Origin of the sequence: Lysobacter concretionis Ko07 = DSM 16239 (assembly GCF_000768345.1) — a bacterium.
GTDB lineage: Bacteria > Pseudomonadota > Gammaproteobacteria > Xanthomonadales > Xanthomonadaceae > Novilysobacter > Novilysobacter concretionis.
This window is the reverse complement of sequence record NZ_AVPS01000005.1, coordinates 181493-197910: the sequence shown is the minus strand read 5'-3', so window position 1 is coordinate 197910 and position 16418 is coordinate 181493. Positions and strand designations below refer to the sequence as shown.

17 protein-coding genes are annotated in these 16418 nt (G+C 65.8%); 6 read left to right on the top strand and 11 right to left on the bottom strand.

All coding sequences use genetic code 11. The features are described 5' to 3' along the window. Positions 1-107: 107 nt before the first annotated feature. Together N792_RS07350 and N792_RS07345 are read right to left on the bottom strand one after the other, a co-directional pair. Positions 108-917, bottom strand: coding sequence for a ferredoxin--NADP reductase (locus N792_RS07350; RefSeq protein ID WP_036193824.1), 810 nt, complete (start codon positions 915-917; stop codon positions 108-110). 82 nt (positions 918-999) lie between these two features. Further along, entirely contained in the window at positions 1000-1422 is a 423-nt protein-coding gene (locus tag N792_RS07345) for a universal stress protein (RefSeq protein ID WP_036193823.1), read from the bottom strand. 132 nt (positions 1423-1554) lie between these two features. Between N792_RS07345 and N792_RS07340 the strand changes: the two genes are divergently transcribed. Continuing rightward, on the top strand, positions 1555-2109 hold the full coding sequence (locus N792_RS07340; RefSeq protein WP_036193990.1) for a DUF488 domain-containing protein: 555 nt from the start codon (positions 1555-1557) through the stop codon (positions 2107-2109). Between the two features lie 6 nt (positions 2110-2115). On the opposite strand, the gene N792_RS07335 is transcribed toward N792_RS07340, so the two are convergent. Next, the gene (locus tag N792_RS07335) at positions 2116-4008 is read right to left on the bottom strand and encodes an ABC transporter ATP-binding protein (RefSeq protein ID WP_036193822.1); all 1893 of its coding nucleotides are present in this window, start codon (positions 4006-4008) and stop codon (positions 2116-2118) included. A gap of 166 nt (positions 4009-4174) precedes the next feature. Here N792_RS07335 and N792_RS07330 point away from each other — a divergent pair, with 166 nt between their 5' ends. Beyond that, entirely contained in the window at positions 4175-4414 is a 240-nt protein-coding gene (locus N792_RS07330; protein WP_052103656.1) for a heavy-metal-associated domain-containing protein, read from the top strand. Positions 4415-4564: 150 nt separating this feature from the next. Next, positions 4565-6124 carry a fumarate hydratase gene (locus tag N792_RS07325; RefSeq protein ID WP_224743928.1) on the top strand — a complete coding sequence of 520 codons (1560 nt, stop codon included), beginning with the start codon at positions 4565-4567 and terminating at the stop codon, positions 6122-6124. A 117-nt stretch (positions 6125-6241) separates the two neighbouring features. Here the strand turns inward: N792_RS07325 and N792_RS07320 are convergent, their stop codons facing one another. The 5 genes from N792_RS07320 to N792_RS07300 all read right to left on the bottom strand — a co-directional run bounded on the left by N792_RS07320 (position 6242) and on the right by N792_RS07300 (position 11657). Beyond that, positions 6242-7198 (bottom strand): patatin-like phospholipase family protein, encoded by a 957-nt coding sequence (locus N792_RS07320; RefSeq protein WP_052103650.1) that lies wholly within the window; start codon positions 7196-7198, stop codon positions 6242-6244. A 78-nt stretch (positions 7199-7276) separates the two neighbouring features. Further along, positions 7277-8416: a phospholipase A gene (locus tag N792_RS07315; protein ID WP_156969354.1), complete on the bottom strand. Its 1140-nt coding sequence runs from the start codon at positions 8414-8416 to the stop codon at positions 7277-7279. Between the two features lie 56 nt (positions 8417-8472). Then, entirely contained in the window at positions 8473-9648 is a 1176-nt protein-coding gene (locus N792_RS07310) for a mechanosensitive ion channel domain-containing protein (protein ID WP_052103647.1), read from the bottom strand. Positions 9649-9797: 149 nt separating this feature from the next. Further along, entirely contained in the window at positions 9798-11063 is a 1266-nt protein-coding gene (locus N792_RS07305) for a phospholipase D-like domain-containing protein (protein WP_036193819.1), read from the bottom strand. A gap of 108 nt (positions 11064-11171) precedes the next feature. Next, complete coding sequence (locus N792_RS07300) at positions 11172-11657, bottom strand: DUF456 domain-containing protein (protein ID WP_036193817.1); 486 nt, start codon at positions 11655-11657, stop codon at positions 11172-11174. A gap of 210 nt (positions 11658-11867) precedes the next feature. On the opposite strand from N792_RS07300, the gene N792_RS07295 reads away from it, so the two are divergent. After that, positions 11868-12077, top strand: coding sequence for a cold-shock protein (locus N792_RS07295; RefSeq protein ID WP_036193815.1), 210 nt, complete (start codon positions 11868-11870; stop codon positions 12075-12077). A gap of 185 nt (positions 12078-12262) precedes the next feature. Here the strand turns inward: N792_RS07295 and N792_RS07290 are convergent, their stop codons facing one another. Continuing rightward, the gene (locus N792_RS07290; protein WP_036193985.1) at positions 12263-12754 is read right to left on the bottom strand and encodes a glycine zipper 2TM domain-containing protein; all 492 of its coding nucleotides are present in this window, start codon (positions 12752-12754) and stop codon (positions 12263-12265) included. Between the two features lie 167 nt (positions 12755-12921). Then, entirely contained in the window at positions 12922-13383 is a 462-nt protein-coding gene (locus tag N792_RS07285; protein ID WP_036193813.1) for a hypothetical protein, read from the bottom strand. Positions 13384-13462: 79 nt separating this feature from the next. Here N792_RS07285 and N792_RS07280 point away from each other — a divergent pair, with 79 nt between their 5' ends. Continuing rightward, positions 13463-14332: a tRNA threonylcarbamoyladenosine dehydratase gene (locus N792_RS07280; protein WP_156969332.1), complete on the top strand. Its 870-nt coding sequence runs from the start codon at positions 13463-13465 to the stop codon at positions 14330-14332. 91 nt (positions 14333-14423) lie between these two features. Here N792_RS07280 and dinB read toward each other — a convergent pair whose 3' ends face one another. Continuing rightward, positions 14424-15530: a DNA polymerase IV gene (dinB, locus tag N792_RS07275; protein WP_036193812.1), complete on the bottom strand. Its 1107-nt coding sequence runs from the start codon at positions 15528-15530 to the stop codon at positions 14424-14426. Between the two features lie 208 nt (positions 15531-15738). On the opposite strand from dinB, the gene pssA reads away from it, so the two are divergent. Next, positions 15739-16359 (top strand): CDP-diacylglycerol--serine O-phosphatidyltransferase, encoded by a 621-nt coding sequence (gene pssA / locus N792_RS07270; protein ID WP_036193809.1) that lies wholly within the window; start codon positions 15739-15741, stop codon positions 16357-16359. Positions 16360-16418: the final 59 nt, after the last annotated feature.

The following is a 16418-nucleotide window of genomic DNA, read 5'->3' as shown; positions in this document are numbered from 1 at the left end:
ATGAAGACGGAACCCTGCGGGCAGGGGAGGCCGATTGTGGCCGCGCCCGGGCGAGGGGGGAACCCGTTGACAGTTCGTCTCGCGGCCCCGTAAGGCCGGAGGATCGTCTATTTCTCGACGAACGCCCGTTCGAACACGTACTGGCCCGGTACGCCGATGCGCGGAGCGGCGACGAAGCCTCGGCCGTCGAGCAGGGCGCGGAAGTCCGCCAGCATCTGCGGGCTGCCGCAGACCATCGCGCGGTCCAGTTCGGGATCCAGCGGCGGCAGGCCGAGGTGTTCCATCATCTGTCCGCTCGCCATCAGGTCGGTCATCCGGCCGCGGTGGTCGTGGCCGTCGAACACGAAGTTCTCGCGGGTCACGGCAGGGTAGTAGCGCAGTTTTTCGGCGATGGTCTCACCGAGGAACTCGTGCCGCGGCAGCTCGTTGACCACGTAGTCGCGGTAGGCGAGGTCGTCGGCACGGCGCACGCCGTGGGTCAGGATCACCCGCTCGAAACGTTCGTATGTTTCCGGGTCCTTGATGATCGACAGCCACGGCGCGAACCCGGTGCCGGTACCCAGCAGGTACAGGTTGCGGCCCGGGTGGAGGTCGTGGATCAGCAATGTCCCGGTCGGCTTGCGGCCGATCCGGATCGTGTCGCCGGGCTGCAGGTGCTGCAGGCGCGAGGTCAATGGACCATCGGGCACCTTGATGGAGAAGAACTCCAGCTGCTCCTCCCAGTTCGCGCTGGCGATGGAATACGCGCGCATCAACGGCTTGTTCGAGCCGTCGGGCTGCGGGGTATCCAGGCCGATCATGACGAACTGGCCGTTGTCGAAACGGAAGCCGTCGTCGCGGGTGGTGGTGAAGCTGAAGTAGTCGTCCGTCCAGTGACGGACGTCCAGCACGGTTTCGGTGCCGAAAGCAGAGGACATGTCGGGGGTGATTGCGTGGGGACCGGCTATTTTAGCCGAACCGGACGTGCCGGCCGGCAGGGTCTGCCGGGATGCTGTGTCTTCAGCGGACCACGGTCACCGGAACTTCGGACAGCGCGACGACCTTGGTCGTCACCGAACCCATGAACAAGCCCGACAGCGCGTTGAGGCCGCGGGAACCCATCACGATCATGTCCGCACGTTGTTTGACCGCCGTCTCCACGATCACCTTGTGCGCGTCGCCGATCAGCGGCATCGGTTCGTACGCCTGCCGCGCCCGGACCAATACGGTACGTGCACCCTTGAATGCATAACGGGCGTTGTCGGCGTGGTAGTCGGCGGTGCCCTGTTCGCCCAGATGCCTTTTGACACCCTCCAGCAGCGGGGCATCCACGTGGACGAGGAGGATCCGCGGCGGTTTGGCCAGACTCTTGGCCAGCTTGATGACGAACCGCGCGGCGCGGGTGCTGTTTTCGCTGCCGTCGACGGCAAGAAGGATCTTCATCGGCGTACTCCCGGGGATCTGGACATGAGGCACTTTGACGCAGGTTTGTCGATCGTGGCTTGATCGAAATCAACTTCCGTGGTGGGCGGTATCGTCAAGCCGGTTTCACAACCGCGCGTGCACCATCGCAGCATGCATCAGGCAGGCCGCACCTTGTGGACGATCGGGCACTCCACCCGCGGGTGGGAGGTGTTCGCGGGCATGTTGCAGGAAGCGCACATCACCGCGCTGGTGGACGTGCGGCGGTTTCCAGGATCCCGCCGCAACCCGCAGTTTTCCGCCGAGACGATGGCGCGGGAAATGCCGCATACCGGCATCGCCTATATCCCGATGCCGGAGCTGGGCGGTCGTCGCAAGGTCGATCCGCACACCCGCAACACGGCGTGGCGCAACGACAGCTTCCGCGGCTATGCGGACTACATGGCAACCGACGACTACCGGCAGGCACGGGATCGCCTGGCGGTGCTGGCGACGGCCCAGAGCACCGCGATCATGTGCGCCGAGGCGGTCTGGTGGCAGTGCCATCGTGGGCTGATCGCCGACGATTTCAAGGCGGACGGCTGGGACGTGATCCACCTGATGGCGCCGGGACGAAGCGAGCCGCATCCCTACACGTCGGCGGCGCGGATCGTCGATGGCAGGCTGGACTACTCCGCGCCGGAACCACCGCAGGCGTCACTGTTCTGAGTCGCGTCAGCGGTAGCCGGCAGCCTGCAGCTCGAACAGCTCCGCGTAGCGGCCACCCTGCGCCAGCAGTTCGTCGTGGGTGCCGCTGGCTTCCAGCTTTCCATGCTCCAGCACCAGGATGCGGTCGGCCATGCGCACGCTGGAGAACCGGTGCGAGATCAGCACCGCGGTCTTGCCGGACGACAGCTCCTTGAAGCGCTGGAACACCTCGAACTCCGAACGCGCGTCCAGCGCGGCCGTCGGCTCGTCCAGGATCATCACCTGCGCGTCGCGCATATAGGCACGCGCAATCGCGATTTTCTGCCACTGGCCGCCGGACAGGTCGACACCGGTCTTGAAGCGGCGGCCGATCAACTGCTCGTAGCCATGGGGCAGCCCGGCGATCAACGGTTCGGCCATCGCCCGGCGCGCGGCCTCCTGGATGCGCGCCTCGTCGTCCATCGCATCGATCTGGCCGACGCCGATGTTCTCGCCCACGGTGAGGTGGTAGCGCACGAAGTCCTGGAAGATCACGCCGATGTTGGCGCGCAACTGGTCCAGGTCGTACTCGCGCAGGTCGCGGCCATCGAGCAGGACGCGGCCCTCGTCGGGGTCGTACAGCCGTGCCAGCAGTTTGACCAGGGTGGTCTTGCCCGCGCCGTTCTCGCCGACCAGCGCCAGCACCTCGCCCGCATGAAGCTCGAAATTCAGGCCGCGCAATGCCCACTTTGTCGCATCGGGATAGCGGAAACCGACGTTTTCGAACACGAAACCACGTTGGATCGGGCTGGGCACCGGAAGCGGATCGGCTGGAGAGACGATTTCCGGTTCGATGGCGAAGAACGAGAACAGGTCGTCCAGATACAACGCCTGGCCCGCCACCTGGGAAAACCCCACCAGCAGGCCTTCCAGCAACTGCCGCAGGCGGCGGAAACTGCCGGCGAGGAAGGTCAGGTCGCCGATGGTGAAGTCGCCGCGGACCGTGCGCCAGGCGATGTAGGCATAGGCGATGTAGTACCCCAGCGTGCCCAGCGCGGACAGCGCCGAACCCCACAGCGCACGGCGTCGGGCGAGGGCGCGGTTGGCCCGGTAGAACCCGTCGGCCAGCGTGCGGTAACGCGCGATCAGGTACCTGTGGAGGTTGAAGATCTTCACCTCCTTCGCCGTTTCCACGCTCGCGCCCATCTGTCGGACGTATTCGAGCTGGCGGCGCTCCGGCGTCCAGGCGAAGTTGAGCGAATAGCCCAGCGCGTTGAAGTGCGCCTCGCCGACGAAGGCGGGAATCAGCGCGACCGCCAGCAGGACCATCAGCCACGGTGCGTACACCAGCAGGCCGATGGCGAAACTGATCACGGTGATGGTGTCCTGGACCTGGCCGAACAACTGGCTCATCAGGTTCATCCGCCCCATCGTCTGGCGGCGGGCGCGGTCGAGCTTGTCCTGCAGGTCGGGATCCTCGAAATCCTCCAGGTCGAGGGTGGCCGCGTGCTCCATCAGCCGGACGCTGATCGCGTTGGTGAACAGCTCCGACAGCAGCGAGTCGCCGTAACTGGTCAGCCGGCCGAGCAGGTCCGAGCCGATCGCCAGGCCGAGTTCGATCAGCAGCAGCCACATCAGCGTGTCCAGCTGGCCGCTGTGCCAGGCATCGCCGAGCGCCTCGAACGCCATGCCCGCAGCGACCAGCCGCACGGCCTCGTCGATGATCAGCTTGCCGATGTACAACGTCGCGATCGGTACCAGCGCGCGTACCAGCCGCAGGCCGAGCGTGGAGAGCGTCAGCGCCGGGCTGGTCGCCCAGATCAGTCGCAGGAACGGCGGCAGGTTGTGCAGGGCATCGAAGCGCTCGCGAAGGCTGGGTTTCGCACCCGGCCCGGCCTTACGACCGGGTGCATTCGCGGGCGTGTCAGGCGATGCGGGCATGCAGAGGTTCCTGGTTGGCGTGTTGGCGGATTTGGCACCGGCGTAGCGGCATCATTCGCGCCGCGCCTGACCCGGGTCAAGGCAAGGCGGGATGATCCTTGCGACCCTGCCGTCCCCCGCCTTGATCCTTCGGGGTCAAGCCATCACCCAACAAGAGTGCCCAGCCATGTTGCTAGACGTCGAAAAAATCACCTGTGACAACTGCAGCGATGCCATCCAGAAGGCCATCGTCGCCCAGGACCCGACCGCGCAGGTCACCGTCAATGTGGCGGAACAGCAGGTGCGCGTGGAAGGCCTGTTGACCCAGCAGCAGGCGATCGATGCACTGGCGGCGGCGGGTTATCCGGCCACCAATGCCGCGCCCCACAGCGGCGAGGGCAGCGACTGCTGCGGCGGCTGCTCCTGATCGAATGCCTGATCGAATGCCGTGACCCGGTCTCCATCGAGACCGCCGGATTCGACGCCGCCCGACTTGACACAGTGTTCCGGCCGCAGCCCGGCCGGAATGGCGGCGGGCCGGTAGAATAAGCGCCCCGCCGCCAGCCTAATGCCCGCCGTGAGCCAGTCCGCCAGTCCGTTCGCCGCCCGCCAGCCTGTATCGATCCGCCAGGAGGATTTCATCGCCTCCGTTGCCGACGCGCTGCAGTACATCTCGTACTACCACCCGGTCGACTACATCAAGAGCCTCGCGGCCGCCTATGAGCGCGAGGAAAGTGTCGCCGCCAAGGATGCGATCGCGCAGATCCTGATCAACTCGCGCATGTGTGCCGAGGGCCACCGTCCGATCTGCCAGGACACCGGCATCGTCACCGTGTTCCTTGAGATCGGCATGGACGTGCGCTGGGACGACGCCACGATGGGCGTGGAGGACATGGTCCACGAGGGCGTGCGCCGCGCCTACGCGCATCCGGACAACAAGCTGCGCGCCTCGGTGCTGGCCGACCCGGCCGGCAAGCGCATCAACACCAAGGACAACACGCCCGGCGTGGTCAACGTCAAGGTCGTGCCCGGCAACACCGTCGACGTGATCGTCGCAGCCAAGGGCGGCGGCTCGGAGGCGAAGGCCAAGTTCGCGATGCTCAACCCGTCCGACTCGGTCGCCGAGTGGGTGCTCAAGACCGTGCCGACAATGGGCGCCGGCTGGTGCCCGCCGGGCATGCTCGGCATCGGCATCGGCGGCACCGCCGAGAAGGCGATGCTGCTGGCGAAGGAATCGCTGATGGAGCCGATCGACATCACCGAGCTGAAGGCGCGCGGCGCGTCGAACCGTGCCGAGGAACTGCGCATCGAACTGTTCGACGCGGTCAACGCGCTCGGCATCGGCGCGCAGGGCCTGGGCGGGCTGACCACGGTACTGGACGTCAAGGTCAAGGACTTCCCGACCCACGCCGCCAACCTGCCGGTGGCGATGATCCCGAACTGCGCGGCCACGCGGCATGCGCACTTCACCCTGGACGGCAGCGGGCCGGTGATGCTCGATCCGCCGTCGCTGGAGGACTGGCCCGAGCTGACCTTCGATGCATCCAAGGGCCGTCGCGTTGATCTGGACACGCTCACCCCGGAAGAAGTGGCCAGCTGGCAGCCCGGCGAGACGATCCTGCTCAACGGAAAACTGCTGACCGGCCGCGATGCCGCGCACAAGCGCATCGTCGGGATGCTGGATGCGGGCGAGCCGCTGCCGGTCGACTTCAAGGGCCGGTTCATCTATTACGTCGGCCCGGTCGATCCGGTGCGCGACGAGGTCGTCGGCCCCGCCGGCCCGACCACGGCCACCCGCATGGACAAGTTCACCGAGCAGGTGCTGGGCCAGACCGGACTGCTGGGCATGGTCGGCAAGGCCGAGCGCGGCCCGGTCGCGATCGAGGCGATCCGCAAGCACAGGTCGGTCTACCTGATGGCGGTCGGCGGCGCGGCGTACCTGGTATCGAAGGCGATCAAGGCCGCCCGCGTGGTCGCGTTCGAGGACCTGGGCATGGAGGCGATCTACGAGTTCACCGTGCAGGACATGCCGGTGACGGTGGCGGTCGACAGCAACGGCGAGTCCGTGCACGAGACCGGCCCGCGCGAATGGCAGGCCCGCATCGGCCGGATCCCGCTGGCGATCGAGCAGATCTGAGGGCGAGCTTCCTGTCCCATGGGGGCTTCCTTCGGTTGTAGGAGCGACGTAAGTCGCGACAGCACGGCGAAACCGGACGTCGGCGCATTCGCGACTTACGTCGCTCCTACAATCGCCTTACAGGCGTTTTGCAAGTTCCTTGAGCGTCGCGCGGGTCGCGGCGCTCTGCAGGTAATCCGTCGCCATGGTTTCCAGCGCGGCGATGTTGACCGAGCTGACATCGTCCAGGTCGTCCAGTTGCGCCAGCAGGTCGGCCTGCAGCCGGAAGTAGCCCGGCCCGACCAGTTGCCGGGTGATGTAATCGACGGAATCCGTGTTGCCGTCGAACAGCACGTCGATGATCGGCACCGCCCATTCCAGCGCGCCCCATTCCTGCGCCTGCCTGAGCGGGATCGGCCGGTTGCGCCGGCCACTGCCGACCGACAACACCACCAGGTCGCTGCACTGGTCGACCTGCTTGTCGTGACGTAACGCCTCGGCGACCGCGCAGGCGGTGGGGTTGTTGGCCACGACGCCGCCGTCGATCAAGGCGCAGGCATGGCCCTCGACCATCATCGGGTACGCGGGGAAGTAGGTCGGCGCGGCGGTGGATGCGCGGCAGACTTCCCACACCGGCAGGTCGCGGTGCTCGGGCTTGAAGCTCTTGAAGATCACCGCCTCGCGGGACACGGTGTCGTAACTGGTCACCATCACCGGCAACTTGAGCTGGCCCAGCGTGGTCTGCCCGAACACTTCCCGCAGCACGTTTTCCAGTCCCTTGCCGTCGTACCTGGGCGCGGAAAGGCCTTCGCGGAACACCCGGCCCGCGCGCGACCACAGGCGCTCGACCATGCCGGGAAAGATGTCGTGGCGGTGGCGGTGGAACAGCCCGGCGATGGTGGCAGGGCTCAACCCCATGCCGAGGCCGCAGGCGATCAATGCGCCGCTGGAAGTGCCGGCGAGCAGGTCGAAATGCCCCAGCAATCCCGGTTTGCCGGACTGGGCCAGGACGTCTTCCGCGCCTCCCAGCCACAGGCAACTGACCAGGCCGCGGATGCCGCCGCCATCGATGGAAAGGATTCGCTTCGCCTGCATACCGCGTCTCCGTTGATGTCGACCGGGCCTGTGCGGCGCCGCCGCGGTGGCAGGCCGTCCCGCGTCATTGTCCGCGGATCAGAACCACTCCAGCAGCGAGATGCCCAGTCCGATCTGGGTGGAGCGGTGGTTGTAGTCGATCAGGCTCTCGCCGTATCCGTCAAACACCTGCACGTGGCCGCGCAGAGTGCGGGTCAGCGGAAAGCCCCAGTCGAACTGCACCGCGCCGTGCGAGGCGTCGCCACCGCGCAGGGAGTGACGCGCCATCAACGCGAATTCGTGCCCGTTGCGGACGTGCACGAGCGTCGCATCGCCGCGACCGACATAGTCCTCGATGCCCGGGTTCTCGTCCTCGCTGCCGTCCGACAGCCGCCACCACGGGCGCAGGGTCAGGGCCCAGTTTTCGCGATCCAGGCCGATGTTCATCACGATCCGGTTCCAACTGCGCGAGAGCGGATCGGCGCGGCCGTTGGACTGGTGGTTGATGCCCAGCCCCAGCATCCGCCCGCGCCACCCGCCGAGGCTGTAGTTGTTGCGGAACACCAGCATCACTTCCGGCTCGTAGTTCGACTCGCGGAACGGGCGCGACTCCTCGCTGTTGTAGACCTGCCAGTGCGAGGTCTGGGTGTAGCCCATCCAGATGTCGCCGTTGTCGCCGAACAGGTTCTCGACCGCCTTGGTCTTGAAGCTGATCTGGAACTTCGTCTCGACGCTGTCCAGCGGCAACGGCTGTGCCGGCACGGCCGGATTGGACGAGCTGGGGAGTTCGTTCGGCCGGCTGCTCCATACCGCCGGCAACAGGTACACCGGCTTGTAGGCGCGCAGGTTGAAGATGCCGAGCTTGGAGTCCCTGGCGAGCTCCCAGCGGCTGTCGAGCAGCGCGCCCTTGCCGGCGTTGGCGATGCTGGTCTCCAACGACGTGCGGCCGTCATCGGACTTGAACAGGTCATTTGCCGCCAGGCGCGCACGCTCCCGGCGTGACAGGTTGGCGCGCTCACGCTCGGCGGCCTGGTCCATGGCTTGCCTGGCCTGCAGGGCTTCGGCGTCCGCGCGCAGCGGATCGTCGGGTCGGCGCTGGAAGGCGCGGTCGTAGCAGGCGAGCCGGTCCACATCGACATTGAGTGCGGCGCAGGCTTCGGGCGGTGTCACCAGGCTCGACGGATCCCGGGAAAACGCGGGGCCGGCGAGGGAGGTGATCGCCAGCGTCGCGACCGTCATGGCGGCGATGCGGGGCCATCGGCGTGCAGGGGCGGTGGGGATCGGCATGGCGTGACTCATGGAGACGGCGGCAGCAGGTCGTCGGTGGAGTGGGCACGTTGCGCGTCGGCCAGTTGCTGGTCGATGTCGCGATTGATCGAAATGTCCTGGGATGCGATGTCGACGGCGGCATCCGTCGTTGTGGTACCGGCGGTGGCGGCTTCGGCTGCCGGCACCGAGACCAGGTAGCGCACCGAACGCGGGCTTTCGATGCCGGCATCGAAAAATGCCTTCTTCACCGCCCGGATCGCGGCGCTGCGCACCTTGCCCAGATCGTTCTGGCGCTGGTCGATCCAGCCGAAGAACTGCAACTTGAGCCCATCGCCCTCATAACCGCTGATGATCCACGACGGCCCCGGATCCGGCAGCACCCCGTCGGTGGCGGCGATCCGGTTCATGGCGACTTCCTGCGCGCGGCCGATCGAGGTCGCCGGATCGACCGGGATCGCAAAATCAAAGCGCCGCTTCGGGTTGCGGCTGAAATTGAGCACGACCGACTTGAACACCAGCGCGTTGGGAAGGCTGAGCCGGTTGCCGTCGAAGGTCATCAGGATCGTCGCGCGCGAGGTCAGGGCGACGACCTTGCCATCGTAGCTGTCGATCCGCAGCGAGTCGCCGGGCTCGAACGGCCGCCGCAGGCTCAACAGGATGCCGGCGACGTAGTTCTCGGCGATGTCCTTGAACGCGAAACCCATCGCCAACCCGATGACGCCCGCCGAGCCGAGTACCGCGCCGACCAGGGCGGTGGCGCCGAGCAGGTCGAGGGCGACCAGCACTCCCACCAGCAAAACCAGCCATTGCACCAGGTTCTGCACCAGTCCGTCGAGGTAGGGGTTCTTGCTGCGCCACTTGCGCCGTGCGATCCGTCGCCCGATCCCGCGCCCCAACCACCACGACAGCATCACCAACGCGATCGCGACTGCCAGCAGCGGAATCGCCGCCACCAGGTGCAGCAGTTTTTCGATGACCAGGGTGACCGCGGCGTCCAGACGATCGGAAAGCCGGGTGCTGACCTGCACATGGTTCTCGACCGTGTCGACGCCCGGTTGCTGGCTGGCGATCTGGGCGGCCTGCACGCGGTCTTCGACCTCGATCACCGTGCCATCCAGACGCGCCACGCCGGCCTGTACGGTGACCACCACATCCTCCAGCCCTGCCACGCCATGCAGCCGGCGAGCCAGATCCCGACTCATCGCGTGGTCCGCCGTTTCTGTCGCCGGTGAGGCTGGCGCCTCAATCCCCGCCGCAGGCGGTGCTCCCAGCGCAACAGCACCAGACAGCAGTCCCAGCACCATGACGATGGAGGAAACCAGCCATCGGTATGTCCCCGATCTGCGCAGGCTCATAGTTGCGACTTGATCGGCAACAGCACGCGCTCGGCAAGCTTGTCCTGCCAGGGGCGGTTCTGCCAAAGGTCGTAGGTATAGCGTTTGGTGGGCTTCAAGTCCTTCTCGAACACGGCGGTCATCTGCATGGCGAACTCATGGTCATAGATATTCAGGCTTGCCTCGTCGTTGAGCTGGAACGAGCGGATATCGAAATTGGTTGAACCGACCGACACCAGCTCCTGGTCAATGATCAACAACTTGGTATGCATCATCGTCGGTTGGTATTCGTGGATCTCGACGCCATCGCGCAACAGCGGCCCCCAGGTGGCCTTGGACGACAACCGTACTGTTTCCGAATCGATATGCGGGCCGGGTAGCAGCACGCGGATGCGTACGCCGCGTTTTCGCGCCGCCATCAGGGAGTGGATGATCAACGGATCGGGGACGAAATACGACGCGGCCAGGTCGATGGATTGCTCGGCCGCCGCGATCGCCATCAGATACATCAGGTGCATGCTCTCGCTGCCGCCGGCGGGGGAGGCGATGAACATGTGCGCGGCCATGTCACCGGCGGGTTGCAGCGGCGGGAAATAGTCGGGACCGTTGAGGACCTCGCCGGTGGTCTTGATCCAGTTGTCGTTGAACGCCGCCTGGATCTGCGCCACTGCCGGTCCCTCGATCCGGAAATGCATGTCACGCCAGTGCTGGGGATCCTGTGCGTCGCCTTCCCACAGGTCGGCGATACCGACCCCGCCGGTGAAGCCGATCCTGCCGTCCACGACGAGCAGCTTGCGGTGGGTGCGGTTGTTCATCCGGTTCAGGTTGTACCAGTGCAAGGGGCGATAGCGCTCCACCTGCACACCGGCGTCCTGCATGTTGTCCAGCAGCTCCTGATCCATCTTGAGACTGCCGACCCAGTCGATGGTGACATGCACGGGTATGCCTGCCTGGGCTCGCTCCGACAGCGCCTCGCTGAATTTCCTGCCGATTTCGCCAGACCAGTAGATGTAGGTCTCGAAGGTGATCGACACCCGGGCGCCATGGATGGCCTCCAGCATCGAGGGGAAAATCTCCACGCCGTTGTTGAGCGCAGTGACCTTGTTTCCGGGCAGGACGGTCGGCCCCATCAATACCGACATTTCGCGGCGGAACTGGGGGTCCGAAATCGTGTAGTGATGCTCGATCCTGCGTTCCAGTTCCTTTTTCGGGGTCGCGAAGTTCATGGCGATCACGACCACAAGCGCAGTGATCAGTACGGTGGAAACGATGATCCAAATCATGCGTGGGTGGCTCCAGCATCGCATCCGAATTTCCCCTGGATCAGGGTCGCCACTGTGCCAAGTTTCAATCAATTGTAACGTGAAGGTGGCAACCGGTGGCCGCAGCGATCACAGCAGCCAGGCCATCGCGAACACACCCAGCATGGCGAACACCAGGCCGATCTTGAGCGCGGTGCCGAGCAGGATTCCGACCCAGGTGCCGACGCCGACCCGGGTTGCGTGGCGGACTTCGCGGCTGTGCAGGAGTTCGCCCGCCAACGCGCCGATGAAGGGTCCGGCCAGCAGGCCGATGATGCCGAAGAACAGCCCCGCAAAGGTGCCGACGATCGCACCTGCCACCGCCAGGCGGCTCGCACCCACCCGTCTGGCCCCCACCGCGGTGGCAAACAGGTCGATCGCAATCGACATCAGGGTCAGCAATCCCAGTATCCCGATCACCCATGCCCCGACCTGCGCGAACCCATCGGCCCAGGCAGCCAGCAGCATGCCGGCAAACACCAGCGGTACGCCGGGAATGGCCGGCAATATCGTCCCGGCCAGTCCAAGCAGGACCAGGATTACCGCGATCACGTAGTAAAGCGTTTGCAGGTCCATGGCACGTCCTTGGCAGTTCGTGATTGCATTTTCACGGAGCGCGGGGTAGTTTCGGGCCGCTGTTTGTCAGGGTCACCGTGAATCTTGGCCCGATGTGGTTGATCAAAGATCGCTTCATCGTTGCACCTTGCTTCTTCCTTGCAACCAGCTCGGCGCGACCGCGCTGTTTTCAACGCGCCGCTATCAATCCATGTTCCAAGGAGCAAGTAAATGTCCAACCGTGAAACCGGAACCGTCAAGTGGTTCAACGATGCCAAGGGTTTTGGCTTTATCAGCCGCGAGAATGGCGAAGACGTCTTCGTGCATTTCCGTGCGATCCAGTCCGAGGGCTTCAAGAGCCTGCAGGAAGGCCAGCAGGTGTCCTTCGTGGTCACCCAGGGTCAGAAGGGTCTGCAGGCTGACGAGGTCCAGGCGGTATAACGTCTGAGCCGTCTCGAAAAACCCCGACTCAAGTCGGGGTTTTTTGTGCGTGGACTATTGGTGTAAAGAATGGCCCGCATCGCTGCGGGCCATCGATGTTGCGGGCTGGTGCGACATGGGCCGGGGCCAGTCGGTCGATGCCCGGGCCGATCGATGCCGATGGGCCAGCCGTATTGATCACCGGGTCAGCGTGCCCAGGCGCGACCGTCGTATACCCGGACATAGGAACCCTCGCGGATGCCGTCCAGGTCGCGCTGGCTGACGACGACGGTGCGGCCATTGTCCATGCGTACTTGCACGTTGTAAGTCGCGCCGCTGATGTTTTTCTGGATGGCGTTGCCTGCAAGCGCTCCGGCCACGGCACCGGCCACGGTCGCGGTGTTGCGGCGTCCCGAGCTCTTGTCGTCGCCCAGTTCACGTCCTGCTGCCGCACCCACAATCCCGCCCAGCACCGCGCCAGTGGCGTCGGGGACATTGCTGTTGCCGGCCACCTGCTCGATCCGCACGACGGTGCCGCAATCGTAGCAATTGGCCGGAGTGCCGTATCCCGGGGATGTTACGTAGCCGCTGTTGGAACCGTAGCCCGGGCCTGTCGCGCAGCCGGCAAGGGCGAGTGCGGCCGCCGCGGCGATGACGATCAGGCGAGGGTTCTTGTTGTTTGTGGACGGGGTGTTCATGAGCATCTCCGGCGTGGCGGGAAGAATCGGTGGCGAGATCGCCACGAGTTCCCAAACTAGGCGCGGATGCGTGAACAGGCGATCAACCGGGCACTCGCCCCCATGCGGCCAGTGACCGGCGACGCCGGCGTGACGGGCCGATGCGGCCGATCACAACCGGTGGGCACTCAACGGAAGTCCTGATGGCAGGCCTTGCAGTCCTCGCCGATCTTCCTGGTGGTTTCCGCCAGGCCTTCGCAATTGAGCGGCGGGCTGGCCAGCGCGGCATCCAGGGTGGCGCGGAACCGGCTGGCGTGCTCGGCGAAGCGCTTGTCGTCACTCAGGCCGGGGAGCGCAGGTTCAAGGTCGTTGGCGATCGTGCGCAGTGCCTGCAGATGGGGCAGGGTGTCGGTCGCGCTGCAGCGGTTGGCCTTCATGCTGATCTGCAACTGCGCGGAGTGCGCTGCCATGACGCGCATCGCCGCTTCCGGGAAATGGTCCTGCCAGTCCTTCCTGCCCTCCACCGCACGCAGCACCATGACCGTGGCGATCACGCCGATGACCAGTCCCACCAGCAGCAGGATGAGGTATTTCGCGCCGTTGGCCGGACGCTTGCCGTCGTGACTGGTATCGGGCTGGGGGTTGCTCATGGCCGGGCTCCTGTGAATTGCGCGGAACGATAACACGCGCCATGCAGCAGGCCGGACGAGCGGGATTTACACTGTGCGCATGACAACTTCCTCCCTGGACCCAAGCCTGCTGGAGCGTTTCGGCGGGATCGACCGTTTGTATGGCCACGGCGCACTGGCACGTTTCGCGGACTCCAGAGTGGCCGTGGTCGGCATGGGGGGCGTCGGCTCCTGGGTGGTGGAGGCGCTCGTTCGCAGCGGGGTCGGCCACCTCAGCCTGATCGATGCCGATGACATCTGTGTGTCCAACAGCAACCGCCAGCTGCCCGCGCACGAAGGCCAGTTCGGCCGCGCGAAGGTGGTGGCGATGGCCGAGCGCTGTCGCGCGATCAATCCGCTGGTCGAGGTGGAGGCGGTGGAACAATTCCTGACCGCCTCGACGCTGGCGGCAATGCTGGATCGCGACTTCGATCTCGTGCTGGATGCCTGCGACAGTTTCCGCAGCAAGGTCGAACTGATCGCCTGGTGCCGTCGACGCAAATTGCCGCTGGTGGTGTGCGGCTCGGCCGGTGGCCGGACCGATCCGACCCAGGTGCGGGTGCGCGACCTGTCGCGGACCGAGCACGACGCGATGCTGGCGTTGATCCGCAAGAAACTGCGCGCCGAGTTCAACTTCCCCAGGAGCCCGCAGCGGTACTTCAGCGTGCCGGCGGTGTATTCGCTGGAAAACGTGAAATACCCGCAAGCCGATGGCAGCGTCTGCGGTGTACGCCCGCAGGTGGCGGGCGATGCCGCGCTCAAGCTCGATTGCGGCGCGGGGCTGGGCGCGGCGACCCATGTGACGGGCGCGTTCGCGTTCGCGATGGTGGGCAAGGCGCTGGAGTTGCTGTTGAAGCCGAAGCGGGGCTCGTCGGACGATTCCGCGGCTGTCGCGTCGGAAGAAGCTGTCGCGGCGTCACCCGCCGGCTGACAATCCGTGGATGTGTGCGAGCGGCGGGGCGTCGCCCTTGTCGGCGGCGGTTGGAGGTTGAACCGCGGACTTATCAGAACGCCCATCCAGTTCAGATCGCCTCGAACGGCTCTCCGAACAGGTCCGACTGGGCGCGGTTGTCGTCCTGCTCGATGAAACCCGACAGGCCGACGCCGACCAGGCGATACCGCGTGTCCACGGGCAGGTCGACGCGTGCGCGCAGGTCGCAGGCAATGCCGGCCAGCGCTTCCAGCGACGCCGGCCGCGTCGGTGGTGTCAGGCTGCGGGTGAGCAGGCGGAAGTCGCCGGTCTTGAGCTTCAGCACCACGGTGCGGGCGACGCGGTCCGGATGCCGCTGCCGTTCGCGCTGGTAACCGGCCCAGGTGTTTTCGGCGAGCCGGCGGATGTGCGGCTCCAGATCGGCCAGCAGCAGGTCGTGCGCGAAGGTGTCTTCGGAGGAGATCTGCATGCTCGGACGCTCCGGCCGTACCGGGTTGTTGTCGATGCCCTGCGACAGCTCGTGCAGGCGCCGGCCCCAACGACCGAAGCGCAGCTCCAGTTCGGTCGCCGGCAACTGGCGCAACTGGCCGACGGTGGCGATGCCCAGTTCGGCCAACCGACCCTGCATCACCTTGCCGACACCCGGCAGGCGACCGACCGGCAAGGGCGTCAGGAACGCCTCGACCTGGCGCGGGCGGATCACGCAGATACCGTCGGGCTTGTTCCAGTCCGAGGCGATCTTGGCGAGAAATTTGTTGGAGGCCACGCCGGCGGAGGCCGTCAATCCGGTTTCCCCGCGGATCGCGGCGCGGATCGCTTCCGCCGTCGCGGTGGCCGAAGGCAGGGCGGTCCTGGTGCGGGTGACATCCAGGTAGGCCTCGTCGAGCGACAGCGGCTCGATGAGGTCGGTGTGGCGGGCGAAGATTTCGCGGACCTGCTGCGACACCGCCTTGTAGCGGACGAAATCCGGCGGTACGAAGATCGCCTGCGGGCACAGCCGTTCCGCGCGACCGGCCGGCATCGCCGAGCGCACGCCGAACACCCGCGCCTCGTAGCTGGCCGCGCACACCACCGAGCGCGCACCGCGCCAGGCGACCACCACCGGCTTGCCGCGCAGGTCGGGGTCGTCGCGCTGCTCGACCGACGCGTAGAACGCATCCATGTCGACATGCAAGATCTTTCGGGGTGGGGTGGGCATGACGTTCTGGAGAATTTCGTGCTGGCGGTGGCGTGGACAGCCATTGTGGTCGCGGCAGGCCGCCGCCTGTAGCCTCGCGTCCTTTCCGGATCGCCCGCGGGACGTACCGCTAGACACCTGCCGGCATCGCACTTGGCGCTGCCGCCCGGTTTTTGGCAGGCTGGGCAGCAGTTTGCGCGATGATGGCAAACCTTACCGGAGCAATCGCATGCAGCAGCCTCGCCACTTCACGATGCTTCGTGAATTCCAACTTGCGGACTGGTTCACCCTCGGCAATGCCTTTTGCGGCACCGGCGCGATCTTCGCTGCGATGCGCTTCCTGCAGGACGGCATCGTGCGCGACCTGATGATCGGCATGGCCTTGATCCCGCTGGCCTTCATCTTCGATGCGCTCGATGGCCGGATTGCGCGCTGGCGCAAGTCAGCCTCGACCCTGGGCCGTGAGCTGGATTCGCTGGCCGACGTGATTTCCTTCGGCGTCGCTCCGGCCGCGCTGGCCTACGCCTGCGGCCTGCAAGGCGGCTGGGACTGGGTGGTATTGAGCTTCTTCGTCGGCTGCGGGGTCAGCCGCCTGGCGCGCTACAACGTCACCGCCGAGCAGTTGTCGGGCGCGGAGGGCAAGGTCAAATATTTCGAGGGCACGCCTATTCCGACCAGTCTGGTGCTGGTGGTGGTGCTGTGGATCGCGGCCTGGCAGGGCGCGATCGGCAGCCAGTTGTGGTTCGGCATGGTCAAGCTGGGTCCGTGGCAATTCCATCCGCTGGTGCTGATGTTCGCGTTGTCGGGCACCTTGATGATCAGCAAGACGGTGCGCATCCCCAAACCCTGAGTCCGGCCTCCGGTAACGCCGGAGCATGCGGCGCGGGCGTTGCTATGATCGACGTCACG

Coding starts and splice junctions, on each gene's coding strand:
- N792_RS07350 (WP_036193824.1), bottom strand. CDS start 917: ATGTCCTCTGCTTTCGGCACCGAAACCGTGCTGGACGTCCGTCACTGG.
- N792_RS07345 (WP_036193823.1), bottom strand. CDS start 1,422: ATGAAGATCCTTCTTGCCGTCGACGGCAGCGAAAACAGCACCCGCGCC.
- N792_RS07290 (WP_036193985.1), bottom strand. CDS start 12,754: ATGAACACCCCGTCCACAAACAACAAGAACCCTCGCCTGATCGTCATC.
- pssA (WP_036193809.1), top strand. CDS start 15,739: ATGCAGCAGCCTCGCCACTTCACGATGCTTCGTGAATTCCAACTTGCG.
- dinB (WP_036193812.1), bottom strand. CDS start 15,530: ATGCCCACCCCACCCCGAAAGATCTTGCATGTCGACATGGATGCGTTC.
- N792_RS07285 (WP_036193813.1), bottom strand. CDS start 13,383: ATGAGCAACCCCCAGCCCGATACCAGTCACGACGGCAAGCGTCCGGCC.
- N792_RS07320 (WP_052103650.1), bottom strand. CDS start 7,198: ATGCAGGCGAAGCGAATCCTTTCCATCGATGGCGGCGGCATCCGCGGC.
- N792_RS07340 (WP_036193990.1), top strand. CDS start 1,555: ATGCATCAGGCAGGCCGCACCTTGTGGACGATCGGGCACTCCACCCGC.
- N792_RS07295 (WP_036193815.1), top strand. CDS start 11,868: ATGTCCAACCGTGAAACCGGAACCGTCAAGTGGTTCAACGATGCCAAG.
- N792_RS07335 (WP_036193822.1), bottom strand. CDS start 4,008: ATGCCCGCATCGCCTGACACGCCCGCGAATGCACCCGGTCGTAAGGCC.
- N792_RS07305 (WP_036193819.1), bottom strand. CDS start 11,063: ATGATTTGGATCATCGTTTCCACCGTACTGATCACTGCGCTTGTGGTC.
- N792_RS07310 (WP_052103647.1), bottom strand. CDS start 9,648: ATGAGTCGGGATCTGGCTCGCCGGCTGCATGGCGTGGCAGGGCTGGAG.
- N792_RS07330 (WP_052103656.1), top strand. CDS start 4,175: ATGTTGCTAGACGTCGAAAAAATCACCTGTGACAACTGCAGCGATGCC.
- N792_RS07300 (WP_036193817.1), bottom strand. CDS start 11,657: ATGGACCTGCAAACGCTTTACTACGTGATCGCGGTAATCCTGGTCCTG.
- N792_RS07315 (WP_156969354.1), bottom strand. CDS start 8,416: ATGACGGTCGCGACGCTGGCGATCACCTCCCTCGCCGGCCCCGCGTTT.
- N792_RS07280 (WP_156969332.1), top strand. CDS start 13,463: ATGACAACTTCCTCCCTGGACCCAAGCCTGCTGGAGCGTTTCGGCGGG.